This is a genomic window from Nonomuraea sp. NPDC003214 (assembly GCF_053590035.1).
In genome coordinates this window covers 14,288-30,701 of record NZ_JBSFSX010000006.1, presented here as the reverse complement: position 1 = coordinate 30,701, position 16,414 = coordinate 14,288, and the positions used below count along the sequence as shown (strand labels likewise).

The 16,414-nt window shown below is 74.7% G+C and carries 13 protein-coding genes; 8 read left to right on the top strand and 5 right to left on the bottom strand.

Annotated features, from left to right (window positions below):
* Positions 1-126 precede the first annotated feature (126 nt).
* Positions 127-2,217: a sensor histidine kinase gene (locus ACWDXC_RS19130; RefSeq protein ID WP_449983515.1), complete on the top strand. Its 2,091-nt coding sequence runs from the start codon at positions 127-129 to the stop codon at positions 2,215-2,217.
* Positions 2,214-2,867 (top strand): response regulator transcription factor, encoded by a 654-nt coding sequence (locus tag ACWDXC_RS19125; protein WP_364177354.1) that lies wholly within the window; start codon positions 2,214-2,216, stop codon positions 2,865-2,867. Before ACWDXC_RS19130 ends, ACWDXC_RS19125 begins: the two co-directional genes overlap by 4 nt.
* Positions 2,868-2,882: 15 nt before the next feature.
* Here the strand turns inward: ACWDXC_RS19125 and ACWDXC_RS19120 are convergent, their stop codons facing one another.
* Entirely contained in the window at positions 2,883-3,710 is an 828-nt protein-coding gene (locus tag ACWDXC_RS19120; protein ID WP_449983512.1) for an SDR family NAD(P)-dependent oxidoreductase, read from the bottom strand.
* A 97-nt stretch (positions 3,711-3,807) separates the two neighbouring features.
* On the opposite strand from ACWDXC_RS19120, the gene ACWDXC_RS19115 reads away from it, so the two are divergent.
* The 5 genes from ACWDXC_RS19115 to ACWDXC_RS19095 all read left to right on the top strand — a co-directional run bounded on the left by ACWDXC_RS19115 (position 3,808) and on the right by ACWDXC_RS19095 (position 9,423).
* Positions 3,808-4,395, top strand: coding sequence for a TetR/AcrR family transcriptional regulator (locus ACWDXC_RS19115; RefSeq protein WP_219510979.1), 588 nt, complete (start codon positions 3,808-3,810; stop codon positions 4,393-4,395).
* A 69-nt stretch (positions 4,396-4,464) separates the two neighbouring features.
* Positions 4,465-4,992, top strand: coding sequence for a PadR family transcriptional regulator (locus ACWDXC_RS19110; protein WP_449983509.1), 528 nt, complete (start codon positions 4,465-4,467; stop codon positions 4,990-4,992).
* Positions 4,989-5,699, top strand: coding sequence for an ABC transporter ATP-binding protein (locus ACWDXC_RS19105; RefSeq protein WP_219510982.1), 711 nt, complete (start codon positions 4,989-4,991; stop codon positions 5,697-5,699). The genes ACWDXC_RS19110 and ACWDXC_RS19105 overlap by 4 nt, the downstream gene beginning before the upstream one ends.
* Entirely contained in the window at positions 5,696-7,954 is a 2,259-nt protein-coding gene (locus ACWDXC_RS19100; RefSeq protein ID WP_449983506.1) for an FtsX-like permease family protein, read from the top strand. Before ACWDXC_RS19105 ends, ACWDXC_RS19100 begins: the two co-directional genes overlap by 4 nt.
* Before the next feature lie 200 nt (positions 7,955-8,154).
* The gene (locus ACWDXC_RS19095; RefSeq protein ID WP_449983503.1) at positions 8,155-9,423 is read left to right on the top strand and encodes a cytochrome P450; all 1,269 of its coding nucleotides are present in this window, start codon (positions 8,155-8,157) and stop codon (positions 9,421-9,423) included.
* Positions 9,424-9,445: 22 nt separating this feature from the next.
* Here the strand turns inward: ACWDXC_RS19095 and ACWDXC_RS19090 are convergent, their stop codons facing one another.
* The 4 genes from ACWDXC_RS19090 to ACWDXC_RS19075 form a co-directional block, all read right to left on the bottom strand.
* The gene (locus ACWDXC_RS19090; protein ID WP_449983500.1) at positions 9,446-11,398 is read right to left on the bottom strand and encodes an ABC transporter ATP-binding protein; all 1,953 of its coding nucleotides are present in this window, start codon (positions 11,396-11,398) and stop codon (positions 9,446-9,448) included.
* The gene (locus tag ACWDXC_RS19085; RefSeq protein WP_449983497.1) at positions 11,395-13,131 is read right to left on the bottom strand and encodes an ABC transporter ATP-binding protein; all 1,737 of its coding nucleotides are present in this window, start codon (positions 13,129-13,131) and stop codon (positions 11,395-11,397) included. Before ACWDXC_RS19085 ends, ACWDXC_RS19090 begins: the two co-directional genes overlap by 4 nt.
* A complete protein-coding gene (locus tag ACWDXC_RS19080) occupies positions 13,131-13,733 on the bottom strand; it encodes a TetR/AcrR family transcriptional regulator (protein WP_449983494.1) in 603 nt (200 codons plus the stop codon). Before ACWDXC_RS19080 ends, ACWDXC_RS19085 begins: the two co-directional genes overlap by 1 nt.
* Before the next feature lie 161 nt (positions 13,734-13,894).
* Entirely contained in the window at positions 13,895-14,200 is a 306-nt protein-coding gene (locus ACWDXC_RS19075; RefSeq protein ID WP_219511016.1) for a hypothetical protein, read from the bottom strand.
* Positions 14,201-14,356: 156 nt separating this feature from the next.
* Between ACWDXC_RS19075 and pta the strand changes: the two genes are divergently transcribed.
* Entirely contained in the window at positions 14,357-16,405 is a 2,049-nt protein-coding gene (pta, locus tag ACWDXC_RS19070; protein ID WP_449983490.1) for a phosphate acetyltransferase, read from the top strand.
* The last annotated feature ends 9 nt before the right edge of the window (positions 16,406-16,414 follow it).

Sequence of the window (16,414 nt, the reverse complement as noted above, 5' to 3'; positions counted from 1 at the left end):
GGCCACCAGGGAACGCCGCCACCCCCGCCGTCCCGGAGCTGTCCCGGACCGGACGGGACAGGAGTCCCGGCCGATCCGAGATCGCGGTCACCTCCCGCCGGCGGCGGCGCGTGCCACGCTAGGGAGGTGTTCAGGTATCGCGCGGGCCGCCGCGTCCCGGGCCACCAGGAAACGCCCCCGTTCCCGCCGCCGTCCCCGCCGCCCCGCGACCCGGCGCGGACGGCCGCCGTCGCCGTCGCCGCCGCGGCGGGCCTGGCCGCGCTCGCCGCCACCGGGCTGGACCTCGCGGCGGGCCCCGCCGTCCGGCCCGAGCCGATCGACTGGCCGGTGTGGTCGTCGACGGTGCCGGGCGTCGCGCTCGCCGCCGCCGGGTTCGTCCTCGCCACCCGGCTGCCCCGCCACCTGATGACCTGGCTGCTGCTCGGCGGCGGCGCCGTCTCCGGCCTGAACGCGCTCGGCGCCGCCTACGCCGTCCTGTCGCTGCACGCGCACGGCGGGCGGCTGCCGCTGACGGCCGCCGCCCTGTTCGCCGGGGCGCGGCTCGGGCCGCTGCTCAACCTGGTGACGCCGCTGGTGCTGCTGTACTTCCCCGACGGGCGGCTGCCGTCGCCGCGCTGGCGCGCCGCGGCCTGGCTGACGCTCGGGTCGGCCGGGCTGGCCGCCCTCCTGTTCATGACCGTGCCCTGGCGGCTGATGTCGGCCGGACCCGGCTGGCCGGGCGTCGACGCGCCGCTGCCGCCGCTGCCCGACGCGGTGTGGACCGCCCTGCTGCCCGCCGCGCCCCTGCTGCTCGTGGTGAGCACGGCCGTCCCGGTGCTCGCGTTCGTCAGCCGCTTCCGCGGCTCGCGCGGCGTGCTGCGCGCCCAGCTCCGCTGGATGGCGCTGGCCGCGCTGCTCAACGGCGCGCTCATCCTGCTGCCGCTCGCGCTGAGAGGGCTGCCGCAGGACCTCGCGTTCGTGCTGTCGCTGCTGGCCGTCGCGGGCGCGGTGCTCGTCGCCGTCGGCCGCTACCGGCTGTACGACATCGACCCGCTGCTCGGCTGGACGCTGCTGTACGGCGGCCTGGCCGTGGCCGTCGTCGCCATCGACGTGCCCATCTTCGTCGGGCTCGGCGCGCTGATCGACGAGCCGGTCGCCGCCGTCCTGGCAGCATCGGCCGTCGCCCTGGTGTACGCGCCGCTGCGCGAGCGGGCCCGCCGCTGGGTGAGCCGCGTCCTGACCGGCCGGGCCGAGCCGTACGAGGTCGTCTCGGTCCTGGCGCGGCGGCTGGAGGAGGCGACAGGCCCCGAACGCCCCCTGCTGGAGCCGCTGCTGGAGACCGCGCGGGCCGTCTGCGCCGCCTACGGCTCCCCGTACGCGAGGGTGGAGCTCGACCAGGCGGACGGCGGGACGCTCGTCGCCGAGCACGGCACGCCGGGCGGCGCCACGGTCGTGCTGCCGATCGGCTACCGGGGCGAGCCCATCGGGCGGCTGTCGCTGACCCCGCGCGGCCGGCTCGCCGAGGCCGACGAGCGGCTGCTGGCCGACGTCGTCCGGCAGACGGCGGCGGCGGTGCGGGCGATCGCGCTCAGCGAGGAGCTGCAGGAGAGCCGGGCGCGGCTGGTGTCCGGGGTGGCCGAGGAGCGGCGGCGGCTGCGCCGCGACCTGCACGACGGGCTCGGCCCGGCGCTCGCCGCGGCGGCGCTGAAGGTCGAGGCGGCCGGCAACCTGATGGAGCGCGACCCCGCCGCCGCCCGGCAGGCGCTCGGGCAGGTGCGCGCCGACCTCGGCGCCGTCATCGGCGACGTCCGGCGGCTCGTGCACGACCTGCGGCCGCCCGCGCTGGACCAGTGGGGGCTGGCCGGGGCGCTGCGCAAGGAGGCGGCCAGGTTCAGCGACGGCGGGCTGGCCGTGCGCGTCGAGGTGCGCGGCGAGCTCGACGGGCTGCCCGCCGCCACGGAGGTCGCCGCGTACCGGATCGTGTGCGAGGCTCTCGTCAACGTGGCCAGGCACGCGGCCGCGCGGACGTGCGAGGTCCGGCTGACCCGGACCGGCGGCGAGCTGGAGGTCGAGGTGGCCGACGACGGCCGGGGCGTGGAGCCGCAGGCGGCGCCCGGGGTGGGGCTGATCGCCATGCGGGAGCGGGCGCGGGAGCTGGGCGGCCGGTGCTCGGTCGCGCTGCGGGCGGGCGGCGGCACGCTCGTCCGGGCGGTGCTGCCGTCGGGAGGCGTCGCGTGAGCGTGCCGCGCGTGCTGCTGGCCGACGACCATCCCGTCTACCGTGACGGGCTGCGCATGATGCTCGACTCGACGGGCCAGGTCGAGGTGGTCGGCACCGCCGCCGACGGCGCGCGGGCCGTGGCGCTGGCCGCCGAGCTGCGGCCCGACGTGGTGGTGCTCGACCTGCAGATGCCGGGCCTGGACGGGCTCGCCGCCGCCGAACGCATCCTGGCGGCGGCGCCGGGCACGGGCGTGCTCGTGCTGAGCATGCACGAGGACGACGACACCGTGCTGGCGGCGATGCGCGCGGGCGCGCGCGGCTACCTGCTCAAGGGCGCCGACCAGACGGAGATCCTGCGGGCGATCACCGCCGTCGCGGGCGGCGAGGTGATCTTCGGGCAGGCGCTGGCGGCGCGGGTGAGCGGCTTCTTCGCCCGGCTGGCGGGCGGCGACGCGCCGAGGGCGCAGCCGTTCCCGCAGCTCACCGCCCGCGAACGGGAGGTGCTCGAGCTGATCGCGGCGGGGCTGTCCAACGCGGAGATCGCGGCGCGGCTGTTCCTGTCGCCGAAGACGGTGCGCAACAACGTGTCGAACGTGTTCGCCAAGCTCCAGGTCGCCGACCGCGCCCAGGCGATCATCCGGGCACGCGACGCGGGTCTCGGCCGCTGACCTGCGCCCGGCCGGTCAGGGGCGCAGCAGGTGGCTGGTCAGCTCGTACAGGCGGTGGGCGGCGGCCGGGTCGAGCGTGGGCAGCGACGGGTCGAGCGGGCGGCGGCGGTCGTAGGCGAGCAGGCCGCCCGTGCCCGGCGGGTCGTCCATCAGCTCGATGATGGGCGCGATCGCCCGCTCGACCGGCTGGGCGGCGAACCTGGCCAGCAGCTTGACGACGGACCTGGCCGGCTGCGCGAGCCCGTCGGCGCCGCTGTCGGTGAAGCCGGGGTGGTGCAGCAGGTAGCGGGTGCGGGCGTCCGGGTGGTTGCGGGCGTACGCGACGCCGAGCAGGTCGGTGGCGCGCCCGGCCTGCAGCATGGCCTTGACGGTGCCGTAGCCGCGCTTGAGTGACAGGTCGTCCCAGTGGATGCGGCCCTTGGTGACGCCGACGCCGCAGATGTTCACGATCATCGGGTTCGCGCCGCGTTCGAGCAGGCCGGTGAGGCCGTAGGCGAGCAGGAAGCGGCTGACGTAGTAGAGGGCGAACGTGGCCTCGTAGCCGTCGGGCGTCTCCACCCGTTTCGGGAACGGCCGCAGCGCGGTGCAGACCAGGCCGTCCAGCGTGTCGTGCCGTGCCTTGACCTCCTCGATCACCCGGGCGTTCTCCGCCGCCGACGTCAGGTCGGCGCGCACGAACGCGGCCCGGTCCGCGGCGCCCAGGCGGGCGGCGTCGTCGAGCAGGCGCCGCCCTCTGGCGGGGTCGCTGCCCACGACCGTCACCCGGTCGCCCCGGCTCAGGAAGTGCAGGGCGAGCCCGCGGCCCATGCCGTTGGTCCCGCCCGCCACCACGTACGTCCCCATGAGTCACTCCATAAGTCATCGAACGCTGACTTGAGTGAACGTAGCACGACCTCCGCCTACAATGTCAACGGTCGATGACCGAGCGAGGAGGACCGCGGTGCAGAAGAGGGACAGGGAGGCCACCCGGGCGCGCCTGCTGGAGGCCGCCAGGCTGCGCTTCGCCCGCGAGGGCTACGACGCCACCAGCGTCCGCGACATCGCCCGCGACTCCGGCGTCGACGCCACCCTCATCTTCCGCTACTTCGGCTCCAAGAAGCAGCTCTTCGACCTGGCCACCGCCGCCGACGTCCCCGCCGGGCTGCTCGACGGCCCCCAGGAGGAGCTGGTCGCCCGCATGGTGCGCACGGTCGTCGAGCACGACTGGACCGCGTACGGCGGCGAGCACCCCCTGGTCGCCATGCTGCGCTCGTCGGCCCACGAGGACGCCCGCCGCCGCATCCGCGACGAGGTCTGCGCCACCTACGTCGACGCCCTGCGCGACCTGGCCGAAGGCGAGGACGCCGAGCTGCGGGCCGAGCTGCTCAGCGCCTGGATGGTCGGCATCGGCATCCTGCGGTCGGTCGTCGCCACCCCCGCCCTGGCCGGGGCGAGCGCCGCCGACCTGGACCCGCACGTCGCCGCCGTCGCCACGGCCCTCCTCGGCCGCCCCATGTCGGGCGCTGTCGCCCCCGCCGGCGAACGCTGACGCACCCGCCTCCGCGCCTGGCCGCCGCTCAGGCACCCCGTGTATACCCTCGGTATATATTGGGCTCCCATGACAGTCCCCCTGGCCCTGCTCGGCCTCCTGGACCGAGAGCCCAGCTACGGCTACGACCTCAAGCGCGACTACGACACCTACTTCGCCAGGGGCAAGCCGCTGCCCTTCGGCCAGGTCTACTCGACGCTCAGCCGCCTGGCCAGGGACGGCAAGGTCACGGCCGGTCAGAGCGAGCCCGGCGACGGCCCCGACCGCAAGCGCTACTCCATCACCACGCTCGGCAAGCGGGAGGTGGACGCCTGGCTGGCCGAGCCGGTGGCGGCCGAGCCGTTCCTGCAGACGGTGCTGTTCACCAAGGTCGTGCTGGCGCTGATGCTGGGCCACGACGCGCAGCGCTTCCTCGACACCCAGCGCGCCACCCACATGCGGCGCATGCGCGAGCTGTCGGAGATCAAACGCGGCGGCGCGCTCGTCGACGCCCTGCTGGCCGACCACGCGCTGTTCCACCTGGACGCCGACCTGCGCTGGATCGACGTGACCACGGCCCGGCTGGGGGCGCTGGCCGAAACGGTGCGACGCGCATGACCGTCGACGGCCTCCCCGTGCCGGGCCCGCTGCTGGAGGCCCGCGCGATCGACCGCTCCTACGGCCGCACGCAGGCGCTGCGCGAGGCCAGCCTGTCCGTGACACCGGGGGAGATCCTGGCGATCATGGGCCCGAGCGGATCCGGCAAGTCCACGCTGCTGCACTGCCTGGCCGGCATCTTCACGCCCGACGCCGGCGAGGTCTGGTTCGACGGGCGGCGGCTCGACACGCTGAGCGACGCCCGGCGCTCGGAGCTGCGCCGCACCGCGTTCGGCTTCGTGTTCCAGTTCGGCGAGCTCGTGCCGGAGCTCACCGTGGCCGACAACGTCGCCCTGCCGCTGCTGCTCGGCAGAGCCGGGCGCAAGGAGGCGTACCGGCGGGCGGCCGGCTGGCTCCAGCGGCTGGAGCTGGACACCCTGAGCGGGCGGCGCACCGGCGAGCTGTCCGGCGGGCAGGCGCAGCGGGCGGCCATCGCGCGGGCGCTGGTGACGCGCCCCAAGGTCGTCTTCGCCGACGAGCCCACCGGCGCGCTCGACTCGCTCACCGGCGAGCGGGTCATGGACCTGCTCGTCGGCCTGGCCCGCGAGGAGGGCACGACCGTGGTCGTGGTGACCCATGACGCCCGCGTCGCCGCCTGCGCCGACCGGGAGGTCATGGTGCGCGACGGCAGGGTGACCGATCCGTACGTCGGCGGGGCCGTCCGATGACGCTCCGGCTCGGCCTGCGGCTGTCGCTGCGCGGCGGCCGGGAGGCGGCCGGCCGGCTGGTCCTCGTCGCGGCCTCGGTCGCGCTGGGGGTGGCGGTGCTGCTGTCCACGCTGGCGCTGTTCAACGCCTTCCGGGCCACCGCGGCCCGCCCGTGCTGGGAGTGCACGACCGGCTCCGCGCCGGGCGCCACCTTGGGCGCGGTGCTGTGGAACCACCGCCAGGACTCGTACGCGGGCCGCCCGATCGTCCGCCTCGACGTCGCCGTCCCCGCCACGCGGGCGCCCCTGCCCGGCATCCCAGGCATCCCGGAGCTGCCCGGAGCCGGCCGCCACTACGTCTCGCCCGCGCTGGCCGAGCTGATGGCCGCCGTGCCGCGCGACCAGCTCGCCGACCGCGTCCCCGGCACCCGCGCCGGCCTCATCGGCAGGGCGGCCCTGTCCGGCCCCGACGACCTGGTCGTCATCGCCGGCCGGAGCGCCGCGGAGCTGACCGCGATGGCCGGCACCGTGGCCGTCGGCGAGGTCGCCACCGCCCCGCGCGCCGACGACACCACCGCCCTGTACGAGCACGGGTTCGGCATCGCCGCCGTCGGCCTGGTCTTCCCGCTGCTCGTCCTCGTCGGCACCGCCACCCGCCTGGCCGCCGCCCGCCGGGAGGCGCGGTTCGCGGCGATCCGCCTGGCCGGCGCCACCGCGCGGCAGGTCAACGTGATCGCCTCGGTGGACGCGGCGCTCGGCGCGGCCCTGGGCGCGCTCGCCGGGATCGCCGTCTTCCAGGCGATCCGTCCCGTCCTGGCCGAGGTGGCCATCACCGGGTCCCGGTTCTTCCCCGACGTGGTCGCGCCCACCGCGCTCCAGTACGCCGCCGTGGCCGCGGGCGTCCCGCTCGCCGCGGCCGGAGCCGCCCTGTGGTCGCTGCGGCGGGTGCGGATCACCCCGCTCGGCGCGGCGCGCACGGCGCGGGGCTCCGCCCCCGGCTGGTGGCGGGTGCTGCCGCTCCTGGCGGGCCTGGGCCTGTTCGCCGGCCCGGCGATCGCGCCGGGGAAGGAGCCCGACGCGGTGCTCGTCGACACCGGCCTGGCCCTGATCATGGCCGGGCTCGTGCTGGCCGGGCCCTGGCTGACGATGCTGACCGCGCGGCTGGCCGCCCGCGTCACCTCCGGCCCGGCGACGCTGCTGGCCGCGCAGCGGCTGGCGGCCGACCCCAAGGGAGCCTTCCGGTCGGTGAACGGCATCGTGCTCGCGGTCTTCATCGGCACGGCCGTCGCCGGCATCGTCCCCGCCGTCGTCTCCGGCCAGCAGGCCGCGGGCGGCGGCACGCTGAACGCGGTCCTGCGGGCCTCCTTCGGCGACCGGCCCCTCCCGCCCGCCGCCGAGGCCGGCCTGCTGGCCCGGCTGCGCGCCCAGCCCGGCGTCACCGTGCTGCCGATCCACCACCGGCCCGACGCGCCGCCCCTGCCCATGCGGCCTCCGCCGTGCGACCCGGGCCCCGGCTGCCGCCCCGGCTTCCTGCTGCGCCACGTGGTCGCGTGCGACGCCCTGGCCGCCTTCCCGGCGCTCGGCCGGTGCGCCCCGGGCCCCCGCGCCGTGGCGGTCGACCTCAACCGGCTGCTGACCAGCGACAACATGCTCTCCGTCGACCGCAACCTGCCGGTCGTCGATGCGGCCAACCCGGCCGCGCCCGGCGGCCCGGACGCCCGGGCCGGCCTGGCGCTGGCCGCGGTGCTCGTCCACGCGGACGACCCGGCCGTACGCGAACGCGTCCGCACGCTGCTCGGCCCGTACCTCGCCCGCACCGGCAGCACCGAGACGCCGCAGACGTTCGCCGAGGTCGCCCAGGCCCGCGCGGTGCTGCTGGACCGGGTCGAGGACGCCGCGCTGGCCATCGTCGCGCTGACCCTGCTGGTGGCGGGCTGCGGCCTGCTGGTCTCGGTCGCCGGCGGCGTCGTGGAGCGCAGACGGCCGTTCACGCAGCTGCGGCTGTGCGGCACGCCGACGCGGACGCTGTCGAGCGTGGTGCTGCTGGAGACGGCGGCCCCCGTCGTGCTGGCCGCCCTGGTGGCGGCGGTCGCGGGAGTGGGCGTGGCCGGCCCGGTGATCAGCCGGCTGGCCATCAAGAGCGCCCCGGCGGCGCTGCCGGGCCCCGCCTACTTCCTGACCGTCGGCGGCGGCCTGGTCGTCGCGCTGCTCGTGATCCTCGCCGGGCTGCCGCTGCTCAAACGCGTGACCGCGCCCGGCGGCGCCCGCTTCGAGTAGGACCGCCGGCGAACCCGGGCCCGGTCCGGCGACCGGCGGTGCCGGCCGGCCGATCTTCGCCTATGCTCACAGTGACCATTCGATCACCATGAGTGTCACTCGTGCGGCAGGAGCTCGGCATGACGGTCAGTCCGGCGCAGTCCCCGGCGACGAGGGCCGGGCGCGGCCGGCGCACATGACCGACGCCCCCGAGGAGAGTCATGACCCGATACGCGCCGATGCTGGTTCCGGCCTGGCTCGCCCTGGGTGACCCCGCCGTGACCCGGGCCTTCGACCGGGCCGGCGACATGATCACCAGCTGGGCGCCGGGCATCGGGCGGCTGGTGGTGATCCGCGACCCGGTCCTGGTCCGGCAGGTGATGCGCGCCCCGGGCGAGGACGTCGACGCCGTGTCGGCCAACCGGGTGCAGGAGCCGGTGGTCGGCCGCCTCGGCCTGGCCGTGCTCGACGGCGACGAGCACCACAGCATCCGCGCGATCATGCTGCCCGCGCTGAAGGGCCGGATCCCGCACGACCTGCGCGACGTCGCCGCCCGCATCGCGCTGCGCACCGTCGAGACGTGCCCGGCGGCCACGCCGTTCCGGCTGCTGCCGCGCCTGCGGACGGCCATGCTCCACGCCGTCCTGCACACCACGGTCGGGGGAGACCCGCTCCTGCTGCGCCGGTGGGGCACCCCGCTGCGCCGCCTGCTCAACCTGGCCGACTCCCATGAGATGCACGTGCGGTACGCGCTCCGCGGCGTGGGCGGACTCGCGCTGTGGCAGTCGTACCGGCGGCTGGGCCGCGAGTGCGACCGGCTCATCCACGCCGAGGTCGATCGCCGCCTGCGGCGCGGCGAGGACCACGACGACGTGCTCGGCCTGCTGATGCGGGCCCGCGACGAGCGCGGCGCCCGGCTCACCCAGCAGGCGCTGCGCGACGAGCTGATGAGCGTCATCAGCGCCGCGCGCACCTCCACCGCCACCGGCATCGCCTGGGCGTTCGAACGGCTCGCCCGGCATCCCGAGGCGCTGCGCCGCCTGACGGCGGAGGCCGACGCGGGGGAGGGCGCGTACGCCGACGCCGTCACCTACGAGACGCTGCGCGTGCGGCCGCCGGTCGCCTTCATCGGCCGCCGCACCGTGCGCGCCTACCGGCTGGGCGGGCGCGTCCTGCCGCCCGGCACGCTGATCGCCGTGCACCTCAAGAGCCTGCACCACGACCCCGGCCTCTACCCGGACCCGGAGGAGTTCCGCCCCGGACGCTGGTTCGACGGCCGGCCGCGCGGCTACGGCTGGATGCCGTTCGGCGGCGGCGCCCACACCTGCGCCGGCGACCGCCTGGCGCTGCTGCACATCAGGACATTCCTGCACGTGTTCGCCAGGCACGTGACGATCACGCCCGCCGATCCGCGGGACGAGCCGGTCAGGTGGCGGGCCGTCTCCAACGTCCCGGGCCGCCAGTGCCGGCTCGTCCTTCACCCGCGTTGAGTCCGGGACCTGCGCCGGAACCTCACTCCACCTCGGTCACCGGCTCGGCGAACTGCGCCGAGTAGAGCGCGGCATAGGCCCCGCCGGCGGCCAGCAGCGACTCGTGGGTGCCCTGCTCCGCGATCCGCCCGTTCTCCATGACGAGAATCAGGCTGGCGTCGCGGATCGTCGACAGCCGGTGCGCGATCACGAAACTCGTCCGCCCCTCGCGCAGGGAGCCCATGGCCCGCTGGATGAGCACCTCCGTCCGGGTGTCGACGGAGCTGGTCGCCTCGTCAAGGATGAGGATCGCCGGCTCCGACAGGAACGCCCGCGCGATGGTGATCAGCTGCCTCTCGCCCGCGCTGACCGTCGCGCCCTCCTCGTCGAGGACCGTGTCGTACCCGTCGGGCAGCGTGTGCGCGATCCGGTCCACGTGCGCGGCCTCGGCGGCGGCCTCGACGCGCTCGCGGGTGGCGCCCTCGGCGCCGTAGGCGATGTTCTCCGCGATCGTGCCGCCGAACAGCCAGGCATCCTGGAGCACCATGCCCATCGCGCCGCGCAGCTCCTCCCGCGACATCTCCGCGATGTCGACGCCGTCGAGCGTGATGCGGCCGCCGGTCACCTCGTAGAAGCGCATGAGGAGGTTGACCAGCGTCGTCTTGCCCGCCCCGGTCGGGCCGACGATGGCTACCGTCTGGCCGGGCTCGACGGTGAGCGACAGGTTCTCGATCAGTGGCCGGTCCGGCGCGTACCGGAAGGACACGTTCTCGAACGCCACGCGCCCCCTGATCCGCGCCGGCCGGGCCGGGACCGCCGGTTCGGGCGACTGCTCGGGGGCCTCCAGCAGCTCGAAGACCCGCTCGGCCGAGGCGGCGCCCGACTGGACGATGCCCGCCATGCCCGCCACCTGCGTCAGCGGCTGGCTGAACTGGCGCGAGTACTGCACGAACGCCTGCACGTCGCCGAGCGAGATCGAGCCCGACGCCACCTTGAGCCCGCCGACGACGGCCACCAGCACGTAGTTGAGGTTGCCGATGAACATCATCGCCGGCTGGATGAGCCCGGAGATGAACTGGGCGCGGAAGCTGGAGGCGAACAGCGCCTCGTTGTGCTCGGTGAACGTCTCGGCCGCCTCGCGCTGCCTGCCGAACACCCTGACCAGCGTGTGCCCGCCGTACATCTCCTCGATGTGGCCGTTGAGCCGGCCCGTCGACGCCCACTGCTTGACGAACTGCGGCTGCGAGCGCTTGCCCACGACGGCGGTGACGTAGATCGACACCGGCACGGTGACCAGCGCGATGAGCGCCAGGAGCGGCGAGATCCAGAACATCATCGCCAGCACGCCCACCACCGTCAGCAGCGACGAGATGAGCTGGCTCAGCGTCTGCTGCAGCGACTGGGCGATGTTGTCGGTGTCGTTGGTGGCGCGGCTGAGGATCTCGCCGCGCGGCTGGCCGTCGAAGTAGCTCAGCGGCAGCCGCCCCAGCTTGGCCTCGATCCGCTCGCGCAGCCGGTACGCCGAACGCTGCACGACGTTCGTGGTGAGCCGGAACTGCGCGATGCCGAGCAGCGCCGCCACCAGGTAGACGGCCAGGACCCAGGCGAGCACCCCCGCCAGCGCGGCGAAGTCGATGCCCTGCCCCGGCACGACGCTCATCGAGGCCACCATGTCGGCGTACGTGCCCTGCCCTTGGGCGCGCAGCCCGGCCACGGCCTGCTCCTTGGTCAGCCCGGCGGGCAGCTGGGACCCCACGATCCCGGCGAAGATCAGGTCGGTGGCGTGGCCGAGGATCTTGGGCCCGATCACGGTCAGCGCGACCCCGGCGGCGCCGAGGACCAGCACCACGACCAGCATCGGGCGTTCGGGGCGCAGCAGCCGCATCAGGTGGCGCAGGGTGCCCTTGAAGTCGCCGGGCTTCTCGGCGGGGCCGGACATCATCCGCCCGGGCCCGAAGCCGGGCTGCGGCCGGCGCGCGGGCGTCTGCGTGGTCATGCCGCGGCCTCCTGTTCGGTGAGCTGGGACAGGACGATCTCGCGGTAGGTCGGGCAGGTGTCCATGAGCTCGCCGTGGGCGCCGATCCCGGCCACGCGGCCGTCGTCGAGCACCACGATGCGGTCGGCGTCGCGGATGGTGTTGACCCGCTGGGCCACGATGACGATCGTGGCGTCGGCGATCTCCTCGGCGAGCGCGGCGCGCAGCCGGGCGTCGGTGGCGTAGTCGAGGGCCGAGAACGAGTCGTCGAACAGGTAGACGCCGGGCCGGTGCACGAGCGCCCGCGCGATGGCCAGGCGCTGGCGCTGCCCGCCGGAGACGTTCGTGCCGCCCTGCGCGATCGGCTCGTCCAGCCCGCCGGGCATCGCCTCGACGAACTCGCGCGCCTGCGCGACCTCCAGCGCCCGCCACAGTTCCTCGTCGGTCGCGTCCGGCCTGCCGTAGCGGAGGTTGGAGGCGACGGTGCCGGAGAAGAGGTAGGGCGCCTGCGGGACCAGGCCGACCCGCTCGGCGAGCGCCGCCGGGTCGAGGTCGCGCACGTCGACGCCGTCGACGAGCACCTGCCCCGAGGTCGCGTCGAACAGCCGGGGGACGAGGTTGAGCAGCGTCGTCTTGCCGCTGCCCGTGCTGCCGATGATCGCGGTGGTGCGGCCGGGCCGCGCCGCGAAGCTCACGCCGGACAGCACCGGCTCCTCGGCGCCCGGGTAGCGGAAGCCCGCCTCGCGCAGCTCCAGCTCGCCGGTGCGGCGCGGCGGGACGACCGGGTTCGCCGGCGGGCGGACGGTCGGCTCGGTGTCGAGCACCTCCTCGATGCGCTCGGCGCACACCTCGGCCCGGGGGATCATCATGAACATGAACATCGCCATCATGACTGACATGAGGATCTGCATCAGGTAGGAGATGACCGCGGTCAGCGCGCCCACCTGCATGGCGCCGCCGGCGATGCGGTCGGCGCCGAACCAGACCACGGCGACGCTCGACAGGTTCACCACCAGCATCACCGAGGGGAACATCAGCGCCATCAGCCGCCCGACCCGCAGCGACACGTCGGTGAGCTCGTCGTTGGCCACGCCGAACCGCTCGCGCTCGTGCCGGTCGCGGACGAAGGCCCTGATGACCCGGATGCCGGTGATCTGCTCGCGCAGCACCTGGTTGATCCGGTCGATGCGCTCCTGCATGGCGCGGAACAGCGGGCGCATCCGCATGACGACCAGGCCCACGATGACGATCATCAGGGGCAGCGCGACGAGCAGCAGCGACGACAGCGTCACGTCCTGGCGCAGCGCCAGCACGATGCCGCCGACGCACATGATCGGCGCCGTCACCACCATCGTGCACGTCATCAGCACGAGCAACTGGACCTGCTGCACGTCGTTGGTGGTCCGGGTGATCAGCGACGGCGCCCCGAACCCGTTGACCTCCTGGGCGGAGAAGTCCTGCACCCGGTGGAAGATCGCGGCCCGCAGGTCGCGGCCCAGCGCCATCGAGGTGCGGGCGCCGTAGTAGACGGCCACGACCGAGCAGACGATCTGCACGAGCGTCACCCCGAGCATCACCAGCCCGACGCGGACGATGTAGCCGGTGTCGCCCTTGACGACGCCGTCGTCGATGATGTCGGCGTTCAGCGTGGGCAGGTAGAGCGTGGCCAGCGTCTGGACGAACTGGAAGAGCACGACGAGCGTGATCTCTTTCCCGTACGGCCTGAGCCGGGCCCGCAGGAGACGGAGCAGCATCAGGGAGCGCTTCCTGTGGAAGGGACGGGGGAGTGGCGCACGAGGAGACCGTCGAGCAGCATGGAGACGATCTCGTCGTCGTCCACGTCGCCGATCTCCGCGCCGCCGTGCCCGAGGTCGGCGTGCGCGCTGACCGCGACCAGCGTGAACAGCAGGTGGGCGGCGGTCTCGGGGGAGCGGCGCAGCAGGTGGCGGTCGGGTTCGACGAGGGCGGCGAGCGCGGCGGCCAGCCGGCTCCGGCCTTCCAGCATCCGGTCGCGGAAGCAGTCGTCGCCGTTCATCAGCTCGCGGGGCGCGGTCAGGAGGTTGGCGTTGGCCCGCATCCCGGCTCTCAGGATCGCGACCGCCTCGCGCAGCCGTTCGCGCAGCCCGGCCGTGGTCGCGCCGACGGCCGCCAGCGCGTCGATCCCGGGCTGCGGGTCGAACGCGCTCGTGAGCGCCGCGCGCAGCAGGGACGCCTTGTCGGGGAAGACGCCGAAGATCGTGCCTTCGGCCACCCCGGCGGCCTCGGCGATCTGGCGGGTGCTCACCGCGGTGCCGTGCTCGCGCAGTAGGGGGACGGTGGCGGCGATGAGCGCCGCCCGGCGGTCTTCCGGCGACATGGCCGGCACTCTGCGCCTTTTGGACATGCCGGACACCCTAATGAGCGAGCACTCACTCGTTCAACGGGTTTTCGAGGGCGTCCGGTCTTCGGGGGTCCGTGCGGGGAGAGGGCGGCCGCCCGGCCTCGTGGCGGGGCCGGACGGCCGTTCGGGTCGGGCCGTCAGAGCGGGCGCACGTCCAGGCCGTAGGAGACGCGGTCGATCCACCAGGGGCCGCAGCTCGCCGAGCTCCACTGGCCGGTGTTGGTCGTCACCCAGGCGCCGTCCCGGCGGCCGTTGACGCACTGGACGTAGGCGCGGAACTCGTAGGCGGGGCCGCTCGTCGCGCACCGGGCGGAGAACGAGTTCCCGCCCCAGCCGTATTCACAGTCGCCGGCCGCCGACGCCGGGCTCAGCAGGCCCGACCCGACGGTGACGGCTCCTGCCGCGAGCACGGTCGCGGCCAGGACGCGCAGGGTTCTGGTCATACCTCTCCTTGTGCTGGTGACGGTCGCCCCGAGTGAATTGCTTAGGAAACTTTCCTAAGCGAAAGATACGCGCCGACCAGGGCCCGTCAACCCCCCGCGCCACCCCTTTCCGACCCCTTTCCGGCCCCCTCTCCGGAGCCGACGACAATGGTGGGCATGACACGTGCTGTGTACGTCGCGGCGGGCGAGGCCGGGAGCAACAAGGCGACCGTGGCCCTGGGGCTGGTCGAGCTGCTGTCCCGGCAGGTCGGGACCGTGGGCGTCTTCCGCCCTGTGGTCCGGGCGGGCCGCGAGGACGCGCTGGTCAACACCGTCAGGAGCCGTTTCCAGCTCGCCCTGCCCTACGGGGCCTGCGCGGGCGTCACGTACGACGACGTGCACGACGACGTCGAGCGCGCGGCCGGCGAGATCGTGGCCCGCTACCGCGCCCTCGCCGGGCGCTGCGACGCGATCGTGGTGATCGGCACCGACTACACCGACGTGGGGGCGCCGACGGAGTTCGGCTTCAACGCCAGGCTGGCCGCCGACCTGGGCACGCCCGTGGTCAACGTGGTCAGCGGGCGGGGCCGCACCGCCGCGCAGATCGCCGCGGCGGTCGAGCTGTCGACCCGGGAGCTGGCGCAGCACCACGCCCACGAGCTCGCCGTCGTGGTGACCCGGGCCGCGCCGGGCACGCCCGCCGTCGGGCACCGGACGCCGGTGTTCGTGCTGCCGGAGACCCCCTCGCTGCGCGCGCCGACGGTCGCCGACCTGCTCGACGCGTGCGACGGCAAGCTCTTCCTCGGCGAGCGGGAAGGGCTCGGCCGCGAGGCGAGCAGCCTCATGGTCGGGGCCATGTCGCTGCCCGGCATCCTCGACCGCTACACCGAGGGCGCCGCCGTCATCATCCCCTCCGACCGGGCCGCCGCCCTGCTGCCCGGCCTGATCGCCGCGCACACCTCGCCCGGCTTCCCCTCCCTGTCGGCCGTGGTGCTCACCGGCGGCACGGACCTGCCGGGGCCGGTGGACCGGCTGCTGCGCGGCATGACGATCCCGCTGCCCGTGATCGCCGCCGACCACGACACCTTCGAGACCGCCACCAGGCTGTCGGCCGTGGAGGGCCGCTTCACCCCCGAGGCCATCGGCAAGATCGACACGGCGCTGCGGCTGTTCGCCGAGCACGTGGACGGCCCGCTGCTGCTCGACCGGCTCGCCATCGCCAAGACCGACGTCGTCACGCCCCTGATGTTCGAGTACGAGCTGCTGGACCGGGCCCGCGCCCGGCGCAGGCACATCGTGCTGCCCGAAGGGGAGGAGCCCCGCATCCTGCGCGCGGCCGACATCCTGCTGCGCCGCGGCGTCGCCGAGCTCACCCTGCTCGGCGACGAGGAGCGGATCAAGGTCCAGGCCGGGCAGCTCGGCCTCGACCTGACCGGCGCCCGGGTGCTCAGCCCGTTCGACCCGGACCTGCGCGAACGCTTCGCCCGCGCGTACGCCGACGCCAGGGCGCACCGGGGCATGACCGTCGAGCTGGCCCGCGACACCGTCACCGACGTGTCCTACTTCGGCACGCTGATGGTCCACACGGGCATGGCCGACGGCATGGTGTCCGGCGCGGCCCACACCACCGCCCACACCATCAGGCCCGCCTTCGAGATCCTGCGCCTGGGCCTGGTCTCCAGCGTGTTCTTCATGTGCCTGGCCGACCGGGTGCTCGTGTACGGCGACTGCGCGGTCAACCCCGACCCGAGCGCCGAACAGCTCGCCGACATCGCGATCGCCTCGGCGCGCACCGCGGCGTCGTTCGGCGTCGACCCCAGGATCGCCATGCTGTCGTACTCGACGGGCGCCTCGGGCGCGGGCGCCGACGTCGACAAGGTGCGCGCCGCCACCGAGCTGGTCCGCGAGCGCCGCCCCGACCTCCAGGTGGAGGGGCCGATCCAGTACGACGCCGCGGTGGACCCCGCGGTGGCGCGGGCCAAGATGCCCGGCAGCCGGGTGGCCGGCCGGGCCACGGTCTTCGTCGTGCCCGACCTGAACACCGGCAACAACCTCTACAAGGCCGTCCAGCGCAGCGCGGGGGCCGTCGCGGTCGGGCCGGTCCTCCAGGGGCTGCGCAAGCCGGTCAACGACCTGTCGCGCGGCGCGACGGTGGCCGACATCGTGACCACCGTCGCCGTCACCGCCGCCCAGGTGAGCGACGAGCCGCACGAGCCGCCCAGGTGAGCGGCGAGC